Annotated in this window: 18 protein-coding genes and 1 pseudogene; 11 read left to right on the top strand and 8 right to left on the bottom strand. The window is 66.0% G+C overall.

What is annotated here, in order from left to right:
* Positions 1-5: 5 nt before the first annotated feature.
* Together HFRIS_RS09070 and HFRIS_RS09065 are read left to right on the top strand one after the other, a co-directional pair.
* A complete protein-coding gene (locus HFRIS_RS09070; protein WP_039875096.1) occupies positions 6-620 on the top strand; it encodes a cytochrome b/b6 domain-containing protein in 615 nt (204 codons plus the stop codon).
* Positions 617-1,393 (top strand): molybdopterin-dependent oxidoreductase, encoded by a 777-nt coding sequence (locus tag HFRIS_RS09065; protein WP_006463003.1) that lies wholly within the window; start codon positions 617-619, stop codon positions 1,391-1,393. The genes HFRIS_RS09070 and HFRIS_RS09065 overlap by 4 nt, the downstream gene beginning before the upstream one ends.
* A gap of 120 nt (positions 1,394-1,513) precedes the next feature.
* Here HFRIS_RS09065 and HFRIS_RS09060 read toward each other — a convergent pair whose 3' ends face one another.
* The 4 genes and pseudogenes from HFRIS_RS09060 to HFRIS_RS09045 form a co-directional block, all read right to left on the bottom strand.
* Positions 1,514-3,091 (bottom strand): TolC family protein, encoded by a 1,578-nt coding sequence (locus HFRIS_RS09060; protein ID WP_244436279.1) that lies wholly within the window; start codon positions 3,089-3,091, stop codon positions 1,514-1,516.
* Between the two features lie 37 nt (positions 3,092-3,128).
* Positions 3,129-4,471, bottom strand: a pseudogene (locus HFRIS_RS09055) (HlyD family type I secretion periplasmic adaptor subunit).
* The gene (locus HFRIS_RS09050; RefSeq protein ID WP_006462999.1) at positions 4,468-6,669 is read right to left on the bottom strand and encodes a type I secretion system permease/ATPase; all 2,202 of its coding nucleotides are present in this window, start codon (positions 6,667-6,669) and stop codon (positions 4,468-4,470) included. The pseudogene HFRIS_RS09055 and the gene HFRIS_RS09050 overlap by 4 nt, the downstream one beginning before the upstream one ends.
* 150 nt (positions 6,670-6,819) lie before the next feature.
* Entirely contained in the window at positions 6,820-9,732 is a 2,913-nt protein-coding gene (locus HFRIS_RS09045) for a calcium-binding protein (RefSeq protein ID WP_006462998.1), read from the bottom strand.
* 56 nt (positions 9,733-9,788) lie between these two features.
* On the opposite strand from HFRIS_RS09045, the gene HFRIS_RS09040 reads away from it, so the two are divergent.
* Positions 9,789-10,319, top strand: coding sequence for a hypothetical protein (locus tag HFRIS_RS09040; protein WP_039875094.1), 531 nt, complete (start codon positions 9,789-9,791; stop codon positions 10,317-10,319).
* Positions 10,320-10,993: 674 nt separating this feature from the next.
* Here HFRIS_RS09040 and HFRIS_RS09035 read toward each other — a convergent pair.
* Positions 10,994-12,115, bottom strand: a complete 1,122-nt coding sequence (locus tag HFRIS_RS09035; protein ID WP_006462996.1) for a porin — start codon at positions 12,113-12,115, stop codon at positions 10,994-10,996.
* 283 nt (positions 12,116-12,398) lie between these two features.
* Here HFRIS_RS09035 and HFRIS_RS09030 point away from each other — a divergent pair, with 283 nt between their 5' ends.
* The 5 genes from HFRIS_RS09030 (at position 12,399) to HFRIS_RS09010 (ending at position 16,927) form a co-directional block, all read left to right on the top strand.
* Positions 12,399-13,532, top strand: coding sequence for an MlaE family ABC transporter permease (locus tag HFRIS_RS09030; protein ID WP_006462995.1), 1,134 nt, complete (start codon positions 12,399-12,401; stop codon positions 13,530-13,532).
* Positions 13,526-14,362 carry an ABC transporter ATP-binding protein gene (locus HFRIS_RS09025; RefSeq protein WP_006462994.1) on the top strand — a complete coding sequence of 279 codons (837 nt, stop codon included), beginning with the start codon at positions 13,526-13,528 and terminating at the stop codon, positions 14,360-14,362. Before HFRIS_RS09030 ends, HFRIS_RS09025 begins: the two co-directional genes overlap by 7 nt.
* Entirely contained in the window at positions 14,362-15,279 is a 918-nt protein-coding gene (locus tag HFRIS_RS09020; RefSeq protein WP_006462993.1) for an MlaD family protein, read from the top strand. Before HFRIS_RS09025 ends, HFRIS_RS09020 begins: the two co-directional genes overlap by 1 nt.
* The gene (locus HFRIS_RS09015) at positions 15,276-15,887 is read left to right on the top strand and encodes an ABC-type transport auxiliary lipoprotein family protein (RefSeq protein WP_006462992.1); all 612 of its coding nucleotides are present in this window, start codon (positions 15,276-15,278) and stop codon (positions 15,885-15,887) included. The genes HFRIS_RS09020 and HFRIS_RS09015 overlap by 4 nt, the downstream gene beginning before the upstream one ends.
* A gap of 122 nt (positions 15,888-16,009) precedes the next feature.
* A complete protein-coding gene (locus tag HFRIS_RS09010) occupies positions 16,010-16,927 on the top strand; it encodes a LysR family transcriptional regulator (RefSeq protein ID WP_039875092.1) in 918 nt (305 codons plus the stop codon).
* 51 nt (positions 16,928-16,978) lie between these two features.
* Here HFRIS_RS09010 and HFRIS_RS09005 read toward each other — a convergent pair whose 3' ends face one another.
* From HFRIS_RS09005 to HFRIS_RS08995, 3 genes are all read right to left on the bottom strand, one after another.
* Positions 16,979-17,719, bottom strand: coding sequence for an LrgB family protein (locus HFRIS_RS09005; RefSeq protein ID WP_006462990.1), 741 nt, complete (start codon positions 17,717-17,719; stop codon positions 16,979-16,981).
* Positions 17,719-18,126: a CidA/LrgA family protein gene (locus HFRIS_RS09000; protein ID WP_006462989.1), complete on the bottom strand. Its 408-nt coding sequence runs from the start codon at positions 18,124-18,126 to the stop codon at positions 17,719-17,721. Before HFRIS_RS09000 ends, HFRIS_RS09005 begins: the two co-directional genes overlap by 1 nt.
* Before the next feature lie 156 nt (positions 18,127-18,282).
* A complete protein-coding gene (locus HFRIS_RS08995) occupies positions 18,283-19,062 on the bottom strand; it encodes a sulfite exporter TauE/SafE family protein (protein WP_006462988.1) in 780 nt (259 codons plus the stop codon).
* 439 nt (positions 19,063-19,501) lie between these two features.
* On the opposite strand from HFRIS_RS08995, the gene tauA reads away from it, so the two are divergent.
* From tauA to HFRIS_RS08980, 3 genes are read left to right on the top strand one after another with little or no spacing between them, the layout of a single operon-like run.
* Positions 19,502-20,542 carry a taurine ABC transporter substrate-binding protein gene (gene tauA, locus HFRIS_RS08990; RefSeq protein WP_006462987.1) on the top strand — a complete coding sequence of 347 codons (1,041 nt, stop codon included), beginning with the start codon at positions 19,502-19,504 and terminating at the stop codon, positions 20,540-20,542.
* 48 nt (positions 20,543-20,590) lie between these two features.
* Positions 20,591-21,376, top strand: coding sequence for a taurine ABC transporter ATP-binding protein (locus HFRIS_RS08985; RefSeq protein ID WP_006462986.1), 786 nt, complete (start codon positions 20,591-20,593; stop codon positions 21,374-21,376).
* A complete protein-coding gene (locus HFRIS_RS08980) occupies positions 21,376-22,287 on the top strand; it encodes an ABC transporter permease subunit (RefSeq protein ID WP_006462985.1) in 912 nt (303 codons plus the stop codon). The genes HFRIS_RS08985 and HFRIS_RS08980 overlap by 1 nt, the downstream gene beginning before the upstream one ends.
* Positions 22,288-22,325 lie beyond the last annotated feature (38 nt).

The raw sequence follows: 22,325 nt of genomic DNA, 5'->3' as shown, positions 1-22,325 counted from the left end.
GCGCAATGTCCGGCAGGCTTGCTCTTCATCCGATGGCGGTGCGCATCGCCCACTGGCTCAACGCCTTCGCCATCGGCTGCATGCTGACCAGCGGCTGGGGCATCTACAACGCTTCACCGATCTTCGGCTTCCGGTTTCCGGCCTGGATGACCCTGGGTGGTTGGCTGGGCGGTTCGATCGCCTGGCATTTCGCCGCGATGTGGCTGCTGGTGGTCAATGGCCTGTTCTATCTGGGCTATGGTGCGGCCAGCGGTCATTTCCGCCGGCGCCTGCTGCCGCTGCGCGCGCGCGATGTGGTGGCCGATGCCGCCAGCGCCTTGCGTTTTCGCCTGCCGCATCATCCGGGCGCCTATAACGCTGTACAGAAATTGCTGTACTGGGGAGTCATCCTGTTGGGCGTCGTCGTGGTCTTGTCCGGGCTCGCCATCTGGAAGCCGGTGCAACTGGAGCCGCTGTGCAATTTCTTCGGCGGCTTCGACTTCGCACGCAAGGTCCATTTCGCCGCGATGGCGGGTATCGCCGCGTTCGTGGTCGTGCATCTGGCCTTGGTCGCCATCGTACCCAAGACCCTCTTGCCCATGCTGGTCGGGCGCGGGCATACGGAAGGAAACGTGCAATGAGCCGGCCGGACGAAAAACCTCCCCGCCAACCCGAGAAGATCCGACTGGCCGACCACCGCACGTCGCTGGTCAAGGTGGAACGTCGTCTGTTACTGCGCTCGGCGCTGTCGCTGGGCGCACTGTCGATGCTGGCCGGTTGCGACCTGCAGGACAACGATAGTGTCGACAAGGCGCTGTGGGCCATGTCGCGCTGGAACGACCGGGTCCAGGCGCTGCTGTTCCGCGGCGACAAGCTGGCGCCAACCTATGCGGCGAGCCAGATCACCAACCCCTTCCCTTTCAACGCCTTCTACGACCAGGCCAGCGCGCCCGACATCGATCCTGCCGACTGGCGTCTGGAAGTAAGCGGCATGGTCAGCGACAAACGGCCATGGACGCTGGAGCGCCTGCGCGCCTTGCCGCAAGCCGCGCAGATCACGCGCCATATCTGCATCGAAGGCTGGAGCGCCATCGGCCAGTGGTCGGGCGTGCCACTCAAGCTCTTCCTGCAGGCCATCGGTGCCGACCTGTCGGCCCGATACGTGGGCTTCAAGTGCGCCGATCGTTACTACACCAGCCTTGACATGCCCACCGCCTTGCATCCGCAGACCATCCTTGCGCTGGACTTCGGCAAGGAGCCGCTGCCGACCGAGTTCGGCTTCCCGCTCAAGGTGCGGGTGCCGACCAAGCTCGGTTTCAAGAACCCCAAGCACGTGGCCGCGATCTTCGTGACCAACCAGAACCCTGGCGGCTATTGGGAAGATCAGGGCTACAACTGGTTCAGCGGCATCTGATCCTGATTGATCAGCGCCTGGCTGATGATCTGTCGCGGTCATGGAAGATGGCAGGTTCAGGGCGGCGCGTGAGCTGCACTTGCCGCCCTGTCCATGCTCTTCTTGTTGACCTGGGTTGACTCAAGGTTTGGCGTCGGTGGCCAGCACGCTGCGCGACATCCGCCCCGCATTGGCCAGCAGGCGCAGGCGCGCCGAGCGCCAGTCCGACAGTGTGCGGATGCGTTCCTGGCTGGCGTCCGATAGCGCGGCCTGGGCGTTGAGCATTTCCACGATGTCGGCGATGCCGCTGTCGTATTTACGACTGATCGCATCGACCGAGGATTGCGCGGCATCCAGCAGCCGGCGCGAGGAAGCCAGGTTGCGCAAGGCGGCACTGGCCTCGACATAGGCGGTGGAGATATCGCCCTGTAACTGGGCCTGGACATCACGCAACTCGGCCTGCCTGAGCTCGACCTGGCCCTGCGCGCCCCTGACCTTGTAGGTGCGCGAGAAGCCGTCGAAGAGCGGGATGTTGAGGCTCACGCCGACCGTGGTGTCACGCTCGCCACGGGCGCTGGGGGACTGGTTGGGCCGGCCGTTGATGTATTGCCCGGCGCTCAGGTCCACGCTCGGCAGGCCCTCGGCACGGGTGGCCTGGACTTTTTCACGGGAGGCGTCCAGTTGGGCCTGCGCGGCCAGGATGGCCGGATGCTGCTCGCGTGCGCTCTGCAGCCATTCGCGTAGATCCAGCTCCAGCGCCGGCAGGTCATCGTCCGTGTGAGGCGCCAGCGACAGGGTCTGCGCCTCTTCACCGGCCACCGGCGCGCCCATGGCCAGGTTCAGGGCCACCAGCGCCTTCTGGTGCTGGCCGCGGGCGCGGGCAAGCTCCAGCTCGGCCTTGGCGACGAAGGTGCGGGCCTGCAGGGTCTCGGGGCGCGAGCCGACGCCGCGCTGTTCGCGCTTGAGCGCGGTCTCCAGTACCTGGCGCGCCAGCGCTTCGCTCTGGGCGCGGGCCTGCTCACTGGCCTGGCTGCTCTGGGCGTCGAAGTACAGTCCGATCACATTGGCCATGGCCTTTTGCAGGGTCGCGTCATGTCCGGCGGCGGCGGCTTCCAGCAGGGCATCGGCGGCGCGCCGGTTGGCCGCTCGCGCACCCGCGTCCAGCAGGCGCCAGGTCAGCGCCGCGTAGTAGCTCTGGGCGGACCGCACGCCCTCGCCTGCGGCCGGGCTGCTCTTGCTGCGCACCTGGCTGGCGCCGGCATTGACGCTGGGCAGGTAGGCGGCGCGTGCCTCGCCCAGTTGGGCGGCCTGGATCTTGATGCCGGCCCAGGCGGCCTGGACCTGCGGATGCTGGCACAGCGCCAGGTCGATGGCGTCGGCCAGCGACAGCGGCTCGCGCAGCACGGTCGGGCCGGGGCTGCAGATCAGGCCTTCCTGATCGCCCGGCAGGGGCTTGCCATGCACCAGCACCGGAGGCTGCGCCAGCAGCGGGTCGGCCAGCGGCGTGGTCAGCTCGTCCAGCATGGCGGCGTGGCTCGTGGGCGGCAACATGGTGCCGGCGATGGCCAGGCTGAAGAGGACGGCGGTGATTTCCTTGAGCTGTTTCAGGTGCGACTCCGGTTTTATTGGCATAGGGTGCTTCATCGGTTTGCTGCGGTTCATCTGTTTCATGGTCGGGGTGATGGGTGAGGCATAAGGCATGGGCGCGGGAGGCTTCATGGGACGCTCTGGCAAGGACCAGCGGTGCCCTGCTCCATCAACGTTCATGCAAGGCCTCCTTCTGGTGGCGCACCAGCGGCGAGAGCAGGTATTCGATGACGCGCCGGCTACCGGTCCTGATTTCCACATTGCTGGCCAGGCCCGACGAAAGCGCCACGCGCTGGCCGTCGATGACGATGCTCTTGTCTTCCAGCACGACGCGTACCGAATAGAGCAAGCCGCGCTTCTCGTCCGGGATGGCGTCACGCGAGACATGCCGGACCTTGGCGCGCAGGGTGCCGTACTTGGTGTAGTCATAGGCGTCCAGCTTGACCTCGGCCTGCTGGCCGACCTGGACGAAGCCCACATCCTTGTTCTCCAGGAAGGCTTCGATTTCCAGTTCCTTGTCTTCCGGCACGATCTGCATCAGCGGCTGCGCCGCCGGCACCACGCCGCCCACGGTATGCACGCTCACCTGCTGCACCGTCCCGGTCACCGGCGCGGTGAGCCTGAGCAGACGACTGTGTTCCTCGGCGCGAAGCTGGTCCTGCTGCGCGGCCTCGATGATCTTTTCGGCTTCCACGCGGCTGTCGTGCGCTTCCTTCCGGGTCTGGGCGATCAGCGCGGCGCGCTGGTTGCGGGCGTCGGACAGCTGGCCCTGCAGGTCGATGCGGGCCTGCTCGCGCTCCAGCCAGGCATGCTGGGAGACAGTGCGATCGGCCATCAGTGCCTGGTAGTCGCGGGCGCGCTGGGTGGCCAGGCGCAGGGCCGAGCCATAGCGCCAGATTTCGTCATCCAGCCGTGCCAGGCGAGCGCGCACCTCCTGGTACTGGCCCTGCAGCTGGCTGCGTACCGAGGCCCACTGGGCGGGGGATACGCCTTCCACCTTGCCCAGTTCGGGCGGCTGCTGGTTCTGTACAGCGTCCATCAGGGCGGCGGCGCGCGCAGCCTGCAGCCTGGCCTGGGCCACCGCATCGGCGGCCTTGGCGCGTTCGGCATCGCTGTTGCTGGAGTCCAGTGCGATCAACAGATCACCCGCCTCCACACGCTGGCCTTCGGTAACGAACAGGCCCTTCACGCTGGCCAGGTCGACCGAGGCAATGGTTTTTACGCGGACCGTCGGAATGAGCTTGCCATTGGCGCTGACGATGATGTCGATCTGCCCACTACCGACCAGACCAGGGCGAAGACCACCATGACCACCATCAGGCGGGCGGTCCACAGCAGACTGGGTGAACCGGGCGACTCCTGCAGGGCCAGGGCGGCGGGCAGGAATTCGGCTTCCTGGCGATTGTAGAAATCGCTGGGCAGCGCGTGGCGGGCCTTCCAGTGATGCTGAAACACCCGGACGTAACGGTTGCCCAGCTCGCTCCAGGCCTGACGACGGTGTTGCATCCTCATGCCGCGCCTCCCTCGGGCAGCGCCGCGCCGGCCACTGCGGGGCTGGCCTGCTGACTCTGCAGTCCGTAGAGATGGGCGTAGATGCCGTCGGGCCGTGCCAGCAGTTCGGCGTGGGGGCCGCTTTCGGCGATGCGTCCCTGATCCATGACGACGATGCGGTCGGCGTCGCGCACTGCCGAGAGCCGGTGCGCGATGATGAGCACGGTACGACCGGCGCAGATCTGGCGCATGTTGTCCTGGATGATCTTTTCGGACTCATAGTCCAGGGCGCTGGTGGCCTCGTCGAAGATGAGGATGCCGGGGTTGGTGATGAGCGCGCGGGCAATCGCGATGCGCTGGCGCTGACCGCCGGAGAGGCCACTGCCCTGCTCGCCGACCACGGTGTCGTAGCCTTCGGGCAGCTCGCAGATGAAATCATGGGCGCCGGCCAGGCGGGCGGCGGCGATGATGTCTTCGATCGGCAGGGCCGGATCGGCCAGGGCGATGTTGTCGCGGATGGAGCGGGAGAACAGCGTGCTCTCCTGCAGTACCACGCCGATCTGCCGGCGCAGCGAGGCAGTGTCGATGACGGCGATATCCTGACCGTCCACGCTGATGCGACCGCTGTCGCAGATGTAGAGGCGCTGTACCAGCCGCGCCAGCGTGCTCTTGCCGGAGCCGGAACGGCCGACCACGCCGATGACCTCGCCCGGCGCGATCTCCAGCGAAACCGAATGGATCACCGGCGGGCTTTCGGGGCGGTAGCGGAAGGACACCTGGTCGAAGCTGATGGCCCCGCTCACCTGCGGCAGCCGGGTGCGGTTGCCGCCCACTTCGGCGCGGGCGTCCAGCACATCGGCCAGCCGGCTCATGGAGATGCCGACCTGCTGGAAATCGTTCCACAACTGCGCCATGCGCAGGATAGGCGAAGCCACCTGCCCGGCCAGCATGTTGAAGGCGACCAGCTCGCCCACGGTCAATTCGTTCTTGACCACCAGCAGCGCGCCCAGCCACATGATGCCCACGGTCACCAGCTTGCTCACCAGGGTGACGCCGCCACTGGCCAGCAGCCCGATGTTGGTGCTGCCCAGGCTGGCGGCGACATAGGCGGCCAGTTGCTTGTCCCAGCGCTGTTGCCAGCGCGGTTCCACCGCCATGGACTTGACGGTGTCCATGCCGGTCAGGGTCTCCACCAGAAAGGACTGGTTCTCGGCGTTCTTGTTGAACTTGTCGTTCAGGCGCGCCCGCAGCATGGGCGTAAATACCAACGACAGCGCCAGGTACAGCGGGATCGAGGCCAGCACGATCAGACTCAGGGTGACGCTATAGCACAGCATCACACCCAGGAAGATGAAGGAAAAAACGATATCCAGTACCAGTGTCAGGGCGTTGCTGGTGAGGAAGGAGCGGATGTTTTCCAGCTCGCGGATGCGCGCAATCGAGTCACCGGCGCGCCGCACCTGGAAGTAGCCGATCGGCAGGCTCAGCAGATGGGCGAACAGGCGCGAGCCCAGCTCGACATCGATCTTGCTGCTGGTATGGGCGAACACGGCGGTACGAATGCCGGTCAGGGCGGCCTCGAACAGGGTAGCGGCCACCAGCGCCACAGCCACCACGTTGAGCGTCATCATGGCGTGATTGACCAACACCTTGTCCATCACCACCTGGAAGAACAGGGGCGTGACCAGCCCCAGGATCTGCAGCACCAGCGAGATCACCAGGACCTCCACCAACACCTTGCGGTACTTGATCACGGCCGGGATGAACCACGAAAAATCGAAACGCGCCGATTCGCCGGCGTAGCTCGCCTTGCTGGTCACCAGAATCACCCGGCCCGACCACAGCGACTCGAAATCGCGCCGTGACAGCACCTGTGGCGGCTGTCCGGGCCGCTGGATGAGGATGCGCAGGCTGCCCCAGTCCTTGGCCTGTCCCTGCTCCAGCTTGGCCAGGATGAAATAACGACCCTGGCGGTCCACGCCGATGGCCGGCAGCGGCGTGCGTTCCAGGCGCTTGCGGTCCTGGGTGATGCAGCGCGCACTCATGCCCAGGGCGCGCGCGCCCAGCAAGAGTTTGTCCAGGGTGAAGGGCTCGCGCCCGAACTGGTGCTGCAACTGCGCGGGATCGGCGGCGATGCCATGCAGGCGCGCCATCATCATCAGGCATTGCAGGGCACTGTCTTGCCCCGCCTGATCGGGATCCTTGTCGGACTGGTTCATAGATTTCCGGATTCTTGAATAGATACTTCGCGTGGATGGCCATGGCCATCGGCACGCCCTACCCCGCCCTGCCTGCTCGCAGAGGACGCATGGCGTCGCCGCCGGGCGCAAGGCCCGGCGTCGGGTACTACACTTGCTTGGGGTTCAGGCTCAGTGGGTGACGGTCATGAGCACCTTGTCCTGGCTGGTCTGCCCGTTGACCCAGGAGGTCTGGGTGGCGGCGGGCGGGGCGAAGCTGGCCATGGCCTGCACCAGCTTGTCGACATCGCTGTCGTAGAGAGTGTTGCCGTCGGCGGTCTTGATGCGCTCGATGCGGTTGTCGCTACCGCTGACACCGCCCACGTACCAGTCCTTCACGGTCACGCGGTCGCTGCTGCCCATGATGTCGATGTACAGGTCGTTGCCGGACCTCCTGAACCAGAGGTTGTTCTGGTTGATGTCGGTCAGCTGCAGCACGTCCAGGTTACCCCGGGTCTTGTCGTTGTCGACGATGACATCGCGACCATCGCCCCGGCTGAAGACATAGGTGTCGTTGCCAGCTTCGCCGATCAGGGTGTCGTTGCCCTTGCCGCCCTTCATGAGGTTGTTACCGCGATTGCCGGTGAGCACGTTGTCCAGCGCGTTGCCGATGGCGTCCATGTTCTGGTCGCGCATCTTGATCGGTTCCAGCGTGGTGATCATGCCGGCCCCGATCACATCGGCGGCATTGCGCACCTCCTCCAGGGTGAGATAGCGGCAGCCGTCGCTGGTCCGGCCCCGTCCGGAATCGGCGATGTAGAAACCGGCCACCTCGCCGGTCTCGGCGTCGCAGACCACGCCGGTGACGGTGATCTTGTGGTTGACCCAGCCGCCCTCGACGTACTCCGGCACGCCCCACAGCTTGCCGGCGTTGACCGACAGCATCACGCCGCGCCCATCGCGGACCAGCTCGGCCATGCGCTTGATGTTGTAGCCGTCGACGATTTCGGCACGCAGGCCATAGCTGTTGAGCATGGCCACCTGCGAGAACGGGTTGCTGGAGCCACGGGTGCTTTCGTCGGCCGCCGAGGTGTTGCACCAGCCGTTGGCGATGGCCTTCTTGACCACGTCCCCTTCGCTCACCGACAGGCCTGCCATGACGCAGACGTTGGCCACGCTGGTCTCGCTGCAGGTGCCCTTGTAACCCGGCACCTCATCGCCCTGCTTGTAATCGAGCAGGTAGAAGCGCGGCGAGCCATAGGTCAGCATCTTCTTGCCGTTGATGATCTCGCTTTCCGGCTTGCTGGCGTCCATCAGGGTCAGGTTTTCCAGGTTGTCACCCAGGGTGTAGCTGATGCGGGAGACCACGGTGTCGATGCCCTCGCCGGCGTTTTCGACGATCTTGTCGCCGAGGTTGTCGACCATGTAGGTGTCGTTGCCGCGACCGCCGATCATGGTGTCGATACCCTTGCCGCCATCCAGGACGTTGTCGCCGCTGTTGCCGGTGAGCAGGTTGTCGCGGGCGTTACCGATGGCATCGAAGTCGCCGCCTTCGGTCAGGCGCAGGTCCTCCACCTCACCGGACAGCGTATAGCTGCAGGAGGCGATGACGGTGTCGTGACCCTCGTTGGCGTTTTCGACGACCTTGTCGTTGACGTTGTCGACCACGTAGATGTCGTCGCCCTTGCCGCCTTCCAGGTAGTCTTCGCCGCTGCCGCCGTCGAGCAGGTCGTCGCCCACCCCGCCATACAGGCTGTCCTTGCCGGCGCCGCCATAGAGCAGGTCGTTGCCGCCGACGTCGTTGTCCGGCGAGGCATAGGCGCGCCGGAAATCGCCGTAGAGTTCGTCGTCGCCATCACCGCCCATGAGGACATCGTTGCCGTCTTCGCCGAAGAGGATGTCGTTGCCCTCGTCGCCGTAGAGCTTGTCGTCGCCACTGCCACCGCGCAGACGGTCATCACCGGTGCCGCCCCACATCTGGTCGTTGCCGAAGCCGCCGTTCATGGTGTCGTTGCCGGCGCCGCCATCCATCACGTCGTCGTCGGTCTGCCCCGGGAGCAAGGCGGGCTGCAGGTTGCCGAAGAGCTGGTAGCCATACATCAGGTCATCGCCATCGCCGCCGAACAGGGTGTCGTTGCCCAGGCCGCCGGCCAGGTCATCCCTGCCGGCACCGCCGACCAGCAGGTCGTTGCCGTTGTCGCCGTCGAGGCGATCGTCGCCCTCTTCGCCATAGAGCGTATCGTCGCCATCGCGGCCCAGCATGATGTCGTTGCCGGTACCGCCCCACATGGTGTCGGCCTTGGCGCCACCGATGATCACGTCATCGCCACCGCCGCCGACAAAGCGGGTGAAGCGCGGCCGGTTGCGGCGAATGGCCTCGTCCAGACCGGTACCCCAGTCATCAAGGCGGTCGTTGCCGTCGGTGCCGATCAACAGGTCAGGTTCGCCGGCCTTGGTCTTGATATCGCCCGGCTTGAAATTGACGGTGCGCCCACCCTCCAGCTTGAGGGTGTTGTCGTTGTCGCGCAGGCTGCGGAACTGGCTGTCGGGCAGGACCGGCGACTTGGGTGCGGCCACTGCCATGGCAGCAGGCAGCGCCACGGCGGCACCCAGCGCCACGACTGGCAGGGTCTGCGCCGCGCTGCCGCTGGTACTGTCGGTGACACCCGCCCCCTTGGCTTGGCCGGCCACGGCGGGCTGGGAGGATGTTGCCGGCGTGCTGGCCGGTACCGGTACCGATACCGACACCGGTACCGGCACCGACTTCGGCGTCGCCACCGGTGTCGTGACCAGAACCGGCTTCTCACCAGGCGCGACCACCGGCGCATCGGCGGTCTTCAGCACCGGCTTGACCACCGGGGTCAGCACGGGCGTGAGCACCGGTTCAGGCAGCGGTTTCAATGTCGGCACCAGCTTGGGACCGGCCGATGGGACCAGGCTGGAGATGGGCACCGGCGTGCAGTCCAGGAACTCGATGACGACCCCGGGCGGGAACGCCTGCGACAGCGGCACCACTTCCTTGGTGACGATCCATGGCTTGGCTGGATCGGCCTTGAGTGTGGGCACCACGCCCTGGATCGCCGGGCAGATGCTGACCGGCGTCAAGGGGCAGGGACGGACAGCTGATCATCGACAGCGGTCCGCACCCGCCCGGCGTCGCGGTGCCGCCCGCCGTGGTGCCGGACGATCGGTTGATCACGATCGGCGAGCCGAAGCTGGCGCTGAGGGGGGCGCTGCACGACCACGCGCCGGACAGCGCGTCGGCCATGTTCTTGACCGTGCTGGCTACGTTCAGGCGGATGGGGCCGCTGTTCCAGCTGGCGACGGCGTTGCGCTCGGGGCTGGCGGCGGGCCAGATGAAATCGCTGTCGGCCTGGGTCGGCTGGGTCGGCTGTATGGGCTTGCCAGCCGACAGTGACGGGATGGCAGCCGCCCGGCTGCCGATCGTCACGGGGCGGTGTACGGCAAAGGCACTGGTGGGCAGGATGCTGTCCAGGGCCCGTGCGCCCGCGCTCTGGAAGCTGGAGGTGCTGGTCACGGAGACGGACGTGCTCTTGCGACTGCGGGCAGTCGATGAGGATGTGGGCGTAGGCGTAGACGGCAATGAAGCCGCGGCCTGGCCACTCATGCGATTGCTGGTGATGGTGATAGACATATTGTTTTTCCTGAGCTGTCTGACATGGAGGAAATGACACGGACGAGCATTTCTCGCGGCCCTTTCGCGTGGGACCCCCATGACCCGCAAAGACGACCGGAACCGGCGGCAGCCTGTCCTTTATCTTCACGTTTCATGCGTTGATCTTGCAGATCTGTTCATTGCCTGCTCATGTCGATCGCGCTCATCCCGAATTTTCTGGTTTCAAAATTCTTCATATTTCGTCCCGTGCCCATTCAATCGAAGCTTGCTAACGGCGACAATCGCACCATGGTGAAGCTTGTTCATTCAGGAGAATTTGTTTATGAAGGACGACTTGTCGGCTAAATGAAGAATCATTCACACCATGGTTTTTTGGCGCCTTGACTAACCTGGAGCACGGACAACTTCGCCATCTCTTCATGGCTTTACAAGTGAATGTTTGCGCACCATCGGAACCAGCAAACAACTTCACATCTTCAGCAATTGAAAAGACTGTTTGCGCAGAAACGGCGCGATGGGCAAGGTGAATTTCTTGTCACTTCTGATGCCATTGTTGGCGGCGCGAAGGACGGCCCGAGCGTCGTCAGGCGAAGACGATGCGGAAATCAGGCAGAGATCAGGCGGAGAAATGAAAAACGGCCCCGGATTCACAGGGGCCGTCTTGAGCGAAGTGCTCAGGTGAGGGGGTGATGACCGTGCTGATGGCTGCCATCCATTGGTTTCGATGGCTCAGAACTTGTGCCGCAGTCCGATGCGGAGCACGTTCTGGCTGCTGTCGTCGGACGGAGCCGAGGAATAGGCGGCGCTGATCACGCCGGGGTTGATCACGTCGCTGGCTGACTGGCGGCTGGCCATCGCGTACACATCGGTGCGCTTGGAGAGGAAGTAATCCACGCCCAGGTTGAGCTGGGTGGTGTGCCCACGGGTGGCACCAGCCCCCGCGCGTGCCAGGTCGGCGCGGTCATGGATGACGCTCGCCAGCAGGTGCAGCTTGGCGTTGAGCGCATAGTTCACGCCGACGTCGAATACATTGGCACGGGTGGCGCTGGTGATGGCCACCAGGCCGGTACTGCCCAGGGCCTGCTGGGTCGGGCGACGCACCTGCGACCAGGCTGCGAACAGCTTGGCCGGGCCGGCCTGGTAGCTGGCGCCCAGGGTGAAGGTCTTGAGGTCGGTATCACCGGCACTGGCCGGTATGGCGTCGGCCGCCAGGCGGCTCTGGTAATAGGCCGCGCCGATGCCGGCATTGCCGTTGCGGTAGTTGGCGCCAACCCCGAAGGCCTGCCCGGCCGAGGTCTTGCCGGCGACTTCGCCAAAGCCATAGAAGAGGCTGCCGCTGAAGCCACCGAACTCGGCACTGTCGAAGCGTACCGAGTTGTTGGTACGGGCGCCGGTCAGGCGGTCGAGGCTGTTGAAGTGGCCGGCCCGCACGCCGCCCCCGCCAAAGATCTGGAAGGAGCTGTATTGCTGGCCGATCTCTTCGAGGTAGTCGGTCTGGCGACCCACGGTCAGGGTGCCGTAGCGACCGGCGAGGCCGACCACCGACTTGCGGTCGAACAGGCTGCCGGGCGTGGCCATGGCGCCGTCGTCAGCGCTGAAGCCGGTTTCCAGTTGGAAGATGGCCGACAGGCCGCCGCCCAGGTCTTCCTTGCCGCGAAAGCCGATGCGCGAGGCCATGGCATCGCCCGAATCGAGACTGACGCGGCTGTTGTTGCCCGGGCCGACCTTGCTGGTATAGACCATGCTCATGTCGATGACGCCGTAGACGGTGACGCTGGAGGCTTCTGCGTGAGCCGCGAGACTGGTCTGGGCCAGGGCGCAGGCGGTGAAAGTGAGGACGAGTTTTTTCATGAGGAGAAGGCGGCACAGGCCGCATGGTGCAGAAAACGTCAGGGTGGCCGCGACGCTTTCCATGGATGGACAGGCGCGCATTGCATCGCCCTGACAGGAAGTGCGCATGGTAGAAGCGCCACCGGCACGGGACAATTACCTCTTGGGATAGTCCTGCCGGCACGCTGGCGCAAAGCACCGGGCTCATGCAATACTTGGCGCCGTGCCATGAGCGATTTGGCACGCACGCGCTAAATGTAGGTAAACTGCCGCATCCCCATCCATACACCCACCCGCGTCCGACTTGAATACCGCTGCCACCTTCCGCCTGGAACCGACCAGCCCGCCCGTGCTGCATGTGGAGGGCGACTGGACACTGCAAAACTATCCCGCGCTGTCGCGCCGGATCGCGCAGGAACGGCCGGCCATGGGGGACGATCTGGTGCTGACGTTTTCTGCACTGACCGCCTTCGATACCGTGGGCGCCAAGATGCTGGTGGATCTGCTGGGCGTGCCGGCGGCACTGCGCCAGACCGGTGACGACAGCGACCTGGCGCCGGCCTGGCGTGGCCTGCTGGCCGCCGTGGCCGACGCCAAGGCGATCGCCATTCCCAAGCCGGCGCCGCCGCCCCAGGCCTGGATCACCGATGTACTGGAGCGTGCCGGCATCGCCACCCTCAGCCTGCGTGCCTGCGCGCGCGGCCTGCTGGGCTTTTCAGGGCTGTGCCTGCAGACGCTGGTGGCGTCCTTCTGGCGCCCTTCGCGCTGGCGCTTCACCGCCGTGGTGGCACAGGTCGAACAGACCGGGCTGGATGCGGTGCCCATCGTTTCGCTGCTGACCTTCATGGTGGGCGCGGTGGTGGCCTTCCTGGGCGCCACGGTGCTGGCCGATTTCGGCGCCAGCATCTATACGGTGGACCTGGTGGCGTTTTCCTTCCTGCGCGAATTCGCGGTGCTGTTGACGGCCATCCTGATGGCCGGGCGCACCGCCAGCTCCTTTACCGCGCAGATCGGTTCCATGAAGGCCAACGAGGAAATCGACGCCATCCGCGCCCTCGGGATGGACCCGGTCAACCTGCTGGTCCTGCCGCGCATCATCGCGCTGCTGGTGTCCATGCCCATCCTGACCTTCATTGCCATGATGTCGGGCCTGCTCGGTGGCGCCATGGTGTGCGCCCTGTCGCTGGACATCAGCCCCACCATGTTCCTGTCGCTGCTGCAGCAGGATGTGGGCATCCGCCATTTCGTGCTGGGCATGGTCAAGGCGCCGCTGTTTGCCTTCGTCATCGCCATCATCGGCTGCAATGAAGGTTTCAAGGTCAGCGGCAGTGCGCAGTCGGTGGGGCAGCACACCACCTCCAGCGTGGTGCAGTCGATCTTCGTGGTGATCCTGCTGGATGCGCTGGCGGCCCTGTTCTTCATGGAGATGGGATGGTGAACGCACCCCACGACCCCGCTCACACCGGCACCGAAAACATCATCGACGTGCGCGGCCTGCGCAACCAGTTCGGTACCCAGGTGGTGCACGAGCAGCTGGACCTGCAGGTGCGGCGCGGCGAAATCCTCGGCGTGGTGGGCGGCTCGGGCACCGGCAAGTCGGTACTCCTGCGCAGCATCGTCGGCCTGCAACGTCCGGCCGCCGGGCAGGTGAAGGTGTTCGGACAGGACCTGTCGGCGCTCTCCACCCAGGCGCGCTCGCGCTACGAGCGCCGCTTTGGCGTGCTGTTCCAGCAGGGTGCGCTGTTCTCCTCGCTGACGGTGCTGGAAAACATCGCCCTGCCCTTGACCGAATACGGTGGCCTCGATGCCGACCAGGCGCGGGGCGTGTCGGCCATGAAGCTGGCCCTGGCCGGCCTGCCCATTGCCGCCGGCGACAAGTTCCCGGCCGAGCTCTCGGGCGGCATGATCAAGCGCGCCGCGCTGGCGCGGGCCCTGGCGCTGGACCCGGACATCCTGTTCCTGGACGAACCCACCGCCGGCCTGGACCCGATCAGCGCCGCCGCCTTCGACCGCCTGATCCTGACCCTGCGCGACGCCCTCGGGCTGACCGTATTCCTGGTCACCCACGATCTCGACACCCTCTATGCCATCTGCGACCGCGTGGCCGTGCTGTCGGCGCGACGGGTGCTGGTGGCCGACCGCATCGAAGCGGTGGCAGCCTTCGACGATCCGTGGATACGCCAATATTTCCAGGGCCCGCGTGGACGGGCCGCCAGTGTGGCTGCGCTGCGATCGGCCGCCACCGCAACCCAGCAAGGACATCCCTGATGGAAACCCGCGCACATCACGTCCTCATCGGACTCTTCACCATCCTGGTCGCGCTGGCGGCGCTGCTGTTCTGCCTGTGGCTGACCAAGGTCGGCCAGGACCGCGACGTGGATTACTACACGGTGATCTTCAACGAAGCCGTCAGCGGTCTGTCCCGGGGCAGCCCGGTGCAGTACAGCGGCATCAAGGTGGGCGACGTGGTCGGCCTGAGCCTGGACCCGGCCGATCCGCGCAAGGTGCGCGCGCGCATCCGCGTGACCGGCAAGGCACCGATCAAGGAAGACACCGGTGCCAAGCTGGCCCTGGCCGGCATCACCGGCACCGCCCTGATCCAGTTGACCAACGGCTCGCCGCAAAGCCCGCGCCTGGAGTCCAAAGACGGCAACGATCCGGTCATCATCGCCTCCCCTTCGCCGCTGACCTCGCTGCTGGCCAATGGCGAAGACCTGCTCTCCAACGTCAATGAAGTGCTGATCAATGCCAAGCAGTTCCTGGCACCGGAAAATGCGCAGCGCCTGAACCAGACCCTGGCCCACCTGGAACAGCTGACCGGCAGCCTGGCCGCGCAGCGGGGCAACGTCGGCCGGGCCATGCAGGATCTGGCCGAGGCGGCGCGCCAGGCCAATATCGCCATGCAGTCGGCCAACCAGTTGCTGTCCACCCGGGGCAACGACGCCATGGGCAACCTGCAGAAGGCCATGAGTTCGCTGGCCGCCAGCAGCCAGCAGATCGAAACCCTGATCCAGCAGAACCAGGCGGCGCTGAACAACGGCGCCCAGGGCGTGGCCGAGATCGGCCCGGCCATCACCGAACTGCGCGGCACACTGGCCTCGGTCCGGGCCATCAGCCGCAAGCTGGAAAACAATCCCGGCGCCTATCTGCTGGGCCAAGACAATCTCCAGGAATTCCAACCATGAAGACCCTGCTCCTGCGCACCGCCCTCGTGGCCGGCAGCCTGGCATTGACGGCCTGCTCCATCCTGCCCAAGGCCGACCCGCTGGCGGTGTACCGCCTGCCGGCCCCGACCTTGGCTACGCCTGCCAGCACAGGCAACAGCGCCAGCCCCTACCGGGCGCTGCGCATCGTCACGCCCAGCGCCAATCGCAGCGTCGACAGCGAACGCATCCTGGTGCTGCCCGAGGGCGACATGATCAAGTCCTATGCCGGCGTACGCTGGAGCGATCCGGCCCCGCAACTGCTGCGTGACCGCCTGCTGGATGCCTTCCAGGCCGATGGCCGCTTCCCGCGATTGTCCGGCGACAATGCCAATATCGCGGCCGAGGTCGAACTCAACGGCGTGCTGGCTGCCTTCCAGACCGAATATCGCAACGGTGTACCGCAGGTGGTGATCGTCTATGACGCCCGCCTGGTCGATACCACCACGCGCCAGCAACTGGCGGCGCGCCGCTTTGCCGTGGTGCAACCGGTGGCTGGCAGCAAGGTGCCGGAAGTGGTCACCGCCTTCGGCGCGGCCAGCGAGCGGCTGGCGGCCGAGGTGGTGAGCTGGGCGGCCGGGGTGCGCTAGCGCGCCAGCGCCAGGTGCCGAGCATGGTTGGGGCCATGCTGACCATTATCCAAACGTAGCATGTTCATGCCCGCGCGCCTGTGGCACGCTGGACGGTATTTTTCTTGCAGATCGGAGACAGCTTGGACAAGTTGCAAGCCATGGAAACCTTCGTCGCCGTGGTCGAGAGCGGCAGCTTCGTCAGCGCGGTGGATGTCACCGGCCTTTCCAAGCCGGCCGTCTCGCGCCAGGTGTCGGAGCTGGAGCAATTCCTGGGCATCCGCCTGCTCCACCGCACCACGCGGCGGCTGTCGCTGACCGATGAAGGGCGCGTCTATTTCGCCCGCTGCAAGGAATTGCTGGAATCGATACAGGACGTGGAAAGCGAGGTCGGGCTCAATTCCGACCAGGCCTGCGGCCGCCTGCGCATCGGCGCGCCCCAGGATTTCGGGGTGGAGCAGCTGGCGCCGCTATGGGGCCGATTCGCCGAAGACAATCCGCTGATCACGCTCAACATCACCCTCTCGGACCGCACCATCGACCTGATCGAAGAAGGTTTCGACATGGTCATCCGCATCAGCACCCTGGGTGACAGCCGCATGGTGGCGCGCCCACTGGCGCCGGTGCGCATGATTGCCTGCGCCTCGCCGGAATTCCTGCGCCGCCACGGCACGCCGGAGACGCCGGCCGAGCTGCGTGAATACCCCTTCATTTCCTACAGCTACCGCGCCAATGGCGACGAATGGAGCTTCAGGCATGTGCATGGCGACACCTGCCATGTGCGCGTGCGTTCCACCGTCTATGTCAACAATGGCGTAACCTGCCGCGAGATGGCCATCGCCGGTCAGGGCATCGCGATCCAGCCGGACTTCATCGTCAATGCCGCCATCGCCTCGGGGCAACTGGTGGAACTGTTCGAGGGCTGGAGCACCGGTGAGCAACTGGTGGTGCATACGCTCTACCCGACCCGCACCCACCTGCCACCCAAGGTCCAGCGCATGCGCGACTTTCTGGTGGAACAGTTCAAGGTACCGCCCTGGTGCCCCAAGCCGGCCAGGTAAGCCGGCAAAATAAGCCAGCAAAGTAAGCCGGCAAGGCAATCGGCGCCGGCCTCAGGCGCCGATCCAGCGCAGGAACACCGGCATCGCCAGCGGCACCACGATCGCCGTGAAGACCCCATTGAGCCCCATGCCCAGGCCAGCGAAAGCGCCCATCTCGGCGCTCACCTGCAGCGCCCGCGCCGTACCGATGCCGTGCGAGGCCACGCCCAGCGCGAAGCCGCGTACCGGATGGCTGTCGATGCGCAGGAAGTTCAGCACATAGCGCGCCAGCACCGCCCCCAGGATACCGGTGCAGATCACCAGCACGGCGGTCAGCGAAGGCAGGCCGCCGAAGCGTTCCGAAATCGCCATGGCTATCGGCGTGGTGGCTGACTTGGGCGCCAGCGATGCCATGATCTGCGGCGAAGCGCCCATGGCATAGGCAATGCCCACCGCCGACACCACCGCCGTGATGGACCCCGCTGCCAGGCCCAGCAGCAGCGGCACGGCGGCGTGACGCAGCTTGTTCCATTGCTTGTACAGCGGCATGGCCAGCGCCACCGTGGCCGGGCCGAGCATGAAGTGCACGAACTGCGCGCCTTCGAAGTAGGTCTTGTAGGGGGTGCCGGTCACGGTCAGGATGCTCACCACGATAGCGATGGCGATCAGCACCGGATTGGCCAGCGGATTGAAACCAAGCCGGCGATACACCCATAGCGCCACCAGATAGGCCACCAGCGTGGTGGTCAGCCCCAGCAGCGGCGAGGCGGCGAGATAGACCCAGATGTCGGTCAGACGTGCCAGGCCGTGCATCAGTGCGACTCCTGGCCGGCGTCGGGCGTTGTCGGCTGATCTGACGGGGCAGGCGGACCGGACTTGCCAAGCCACTTCATGGCCGCCTGCGTCACCAGCGCACCCACGGCGATGGCCAGTACCGTGCTGGCCACCAGCGCCACCACGATGGCCGGCAGGTCGGCCTTGAGCTGGCCGGCGGCGGCGATCACGCCCACCCCGGCCGGCACGAACAGCAATGACAGGTGCTGCAGGATGCCCCAGGAAGTGGGCTCCATCAGCTCAGCCAGGCGCGGTGATGACAGGAAGGCCAGCAGCAACAGCAGCATGCCGATCACCGGGCCGGGGATAGGCAGGCCCAGCAGCTGGGCGACGCCTTCTCCCAGGCACTGGAAGACGAGAAGGAGTGCGAGCGAAGTCAGGTTCATGGCGGGCTCTTGGGCAGGGACGTGGCCTGCGCGATCAGGAAAGGGCGACATCAGGGGCAAGCCGTGATTGTGCCATCAGGCGGGCCATTTGATGCAAGCCCGTCTGCTGTACCTGCTGCCTGCTGCCTGCTGCTTGCTATCAGCGCAGCATCCCGCTCATCCCGCCAGCGCCACCAGCCCCGCACAGAACAGCAGCGCCGACACGATGCGCTGGAACCATGACGGTGACAGCAGGCCATAGAGCCGTTCCCCCACCAGCACACCGGCCGCGAAGGCCGGCACCAGCCAGGCCGTCAGCGCCAGTTGCGGCAGACCCACCTGTCCGTCCCAGGCCAGGATCATGGCCGCGCCGAAGAACAGCACCATGAAGTAAGCCAGCAGGTTGGCGCGCAGGTGTGCGGCCTGCTCATGTGCCTGCCCGTGATCGGCCGCTTGCGGTATCGCTCCTGCCTCAGCGCGCCGGATGCCATTGAAGTAGTACACCGCCGCCACCCCGCCGATCCCGCACAGCGCTGTCATCAGTCCCGATACCGCACCGGCCGCCAGCGTCGGCGTGGCGCCGCCCCCATGGCGCCAGCGCCAGCCCAGCACGTGCAGGGCGGTCACCGCCAGCACGCACAGGCCGATCAGGCGATGCATGTCGGGCAGGCTGCCGCTGGCGATCAGCCGCACCCCCACCGCCGTACAGGCCAGTGCGATGGCCGCCAGCGGCAACACCGTAGGCCAGTGGGCCTGCCGGATCCAGCCGCGCCAGCCCTGCAGCGACGCCGCGCAATTGACCAGCACGATCAGGGCCGCCGCCTCTGACGACGGCAGCGCCAGGCCGAACAGCGGCGCCATGACCAGCGCCCCGCCAAAGCCGGTCACGCCCTTGGTGAGACCGGCCAGCAGGCTGACCGCCATGAGGCCGGCGACCAGCGACAGGGAGGCGCTCATGCGACCACCTCGGGATGGCACACGCGGCAAGAAGAAGGGATAAGTCGGGACATGGTGCAATCATTGCATCGGCACCGGCTGGACCATAAGACCAGCGAGACCTTTCCATGGAGCCAGCCACGACAGCACCGCAGGTGGGCAAGGCGCACAACAATGGTACGAAGACAGCACGAAAGCAGTGCCGCGCCCTGCCCGCTGTACAGCATCCACGCCGGGAAGCCGGCGGAGGCGCGGAGCGCAGCGATATCGGCATTGCCAGAACGCGGCGGACCAGGCATGGCTGCGCTGGTCCAATCGAAAGGCCGCTGTGGCTCCATCGGCTGGCGCAGTTTCTGCGTCAGAGTAGGCGTGTTGCCAACACCGAAACGGGCAACCGCGTGCCAGCCACGGGCCGCGTTCCTTGCTCACATCGCCACATCACGATAACGAGGGGTTCTCCATGAAAGCATTCGCACTTCGTCCTACCCTGACCGGCCTGCTGGCCGGCGTCTGCCTGCTCTCCGCCGTCAGCGTCAGTTCCCTGGCCCTGGCCGCCGACAAGGAAGTCACCATCGCCTACCAGGACATGATGGTCCCCTGGCGCTATGCCCAGCAGCTTGACGAAGCCGCCAAGGAAACCGGCTACAAGGTCAACTACCGCAAGTTCGGCGGTGGCGGCGACGTCATCCGCGCCATGGCCTCGGGCAACGTGCAGATCGGTGAAGCCGGTTCCAGCCCGGTGGCGGCCGGCCTGTCGCAGGGCCTGCCGATCCAGCTGTTCTGGATCCTGGACAACATCAACGACGCCGAGGCCATGGTGGCCCGCAACGGGTCCGGCATCAGCTCGGTGGCGCAGCTCAAGGGCAAGCGCCTGGGCGTGCCCTTCGTCTCCACCAGCCACTTCCATGCGCTCATGGCGATCAAGCAGGCCGGCCTGTCGGCGGCCGACGTGAAGGTGCTCAACATGCGCCCGCCCGAGATCGCCGCGGCCTGGGAGCGCGGCGACATCGATGCCGCCTTCGTCTGGAACCCGGTGCTGGCCAAGATCAGCGCCAGTGGCACGGTGGTGACCAGCTCCGGCAAGATCGCCGCCCAGACCGGCATCGCCACTTTCGACGGCTTCGTGGTCAACCGCGACTGGGCCAAGGAGCATGAGAAGTTCATGATCAGCTTCACCCGCATGCTGGCCAAGTACGACGCCATGTATCGCGCCAACCCGGGTCAATGGACCGGCGACACCGCGCAGGGCAAGGCGGTGGCGGCCATCTCCGGTGGCGAGCCGGGCGAGGTGGCGGCAGCACTGAAGCTCTACCAGTTCCCGACGCCGGCCGAACAGGCTTCCACCAAGTGGCTCTCGGGCGGCAAGGAGGCCGGTGCCGTCAAGTCGCTGCAGGCCACGGCCGAGTTCCTGAAAGAACAGAAGACCCTGCAGGCCATCCTGCCGGACTACTCGGTGGGCGTGACCGACCAGTACGTCAAGGCCATCGCGGCCGGCAAGTAAGGTCGTCGTCCCATCCCTTTTTCACCCATTCATCCTTGGAGCGCGAGCATGCTTGAAATCGACCAGGTCTCGATCGAATACCCGGCCCGCAAGGGGCCGCCCAGCCTGGCGCTGGACCAGGTCTCGCTGTCCATCCCGGCTGGCGAGTTCGTGGTGGCGCTGGGGGCCTCCGGCTGCGGCAAGACCACCCTGCTCAACACCATTGCCGGCTTCATCCCGCCCACGCGGGGCGAAATCCGGCTGGCCGGCGAGGCGGTGGACGGTCCCGGTTCGGACCGGGGCGTGGTGTTCCAGAAGCACGCGCTGATGCCCTGGATGAATGTGGTGGAAAACGTCGAATTCGGCCTCAAGCTGCGCAAGATGCCGTTGCACGAGCGGCGCCGCATCGCCCTCGAATGTCTCAACAAGGTGGGCCTGCTGTCCTCGGCCCACAAGCAGGTCTATGAACTGTCGGGCGGCATGCAGCAGCGCGTGGGGGTGGCGCGCGCCATCGCCTCCTCGCCCTCGGTGATGTTGCTGGACGAACCGCTGGGCGCGCTCGACGCCTTCACCCGCGAAGCCATCCAGGAACTGCTGCTGGACCTCTGGAACGAGTCCCAGGGGGTGTTCTTCTTCATCACCCACGATGTGGAGGAAGCCCTGTTCCTGGCCACCCGCCTGATCGTGATGGCGCCCAGCCCAGGCCGCGTGGTGCATGACCTGAGCATGCCCTTCGCCCGCCGCTACCTGGCCACCCGCGATGCCCGCGGTACCAAGGCCGATCCTGAATTCATCGCCGCCCGCGAACGCGTGCTGGCGCTGGTCCACCAAACCTCGTCGACCGGGATGCACTGATGAACAGCACCACCGCCACCGCCGTCACCAAGCCGGCGCAGGAGACCACCATGCCCCCCACTACCCGCCCTGCGGCCACCGCATCCGCCCAGGCCACTGCCCCGCGCCGTCGCCGGCGCCCGCGCAACTATGGCGCCCCGGGCCAGGGCAGCACCTGGCTGATCAGCACCATCACCCTGGTGGCCTTGCTGCTGCTGTGGTGGATCGCCACCGGCCTGCACTGGATCAAGCCGCTGTTCCTGCCCACCCCGCAGGCCACCCTGGATGCACTGATTGGCGCCCTGCACGGCCAGACCCAGGGCGACACGCCGTTGGCGCAACACGTGCTCATCAGCCTGAGCCGGGTGATGGCGGCCTTCCTGCTGGCTGTGGTCACGGCCGTGCCGGTGGGCCTGGCCATGGGCACCTCGCGCCTGGTGCGCGGCATCGCCGACCCGATCATCGAGTTCTATCGACCGCTGCCGCCGCTGGCCTACCTGCCGCTGATCGTGATCTGGCTGGGTATCGATGAAAGCGCCAAGGTCACGCTGATCTACCTGGCCTGCTTCGCCCCGCTGGCGATGGCTTCCAAGGCCGGCGTGCGCTCGGTGGCGATCGAACAGATCAATGCAGCGCGCTCGCTGGGTGCGAGCAACTGGCAGGTGATCCGCATGGTGGTGTTTCCGGCGGCACTGCCGGAAATCCTGACCGGCATGCGCATCGCCGTGGGCTTCGGCTGGACCACCCTGGTGGCGGCCGAGATGGTGGCGGCCACCGCCGGCATCGGGCAGATGGTGCTCAATGCCTCCAACTTCCTGCGTACCGACATCGTGATCATGGGCATCATCGTCATCGGCGTGCTGGCCTACCTGATCGACCTGCTCATGCGCAAGATGGAAGAAAAGCTGATTCCGTGGAAGGGCAAGATGTGAAACCCGCACAGCCGGCTGCTGGCACGCTTCCTGCGACA

The sequence above is a fragment of the Herbaspirillum frisingense GSF30 genome (assembly GCF_000300975.2).
GTDB classification, from domain to species: Bacteria; Pseudomonadota; Gammaproteobacteria; order Burkholderiales; family Burkholderiaceae_D; genus Herbaspirillum; species Herbaspirillum frisingense.
This window is presented reverse-complemented; position numbering and strand designations above follow the sequence as displayed.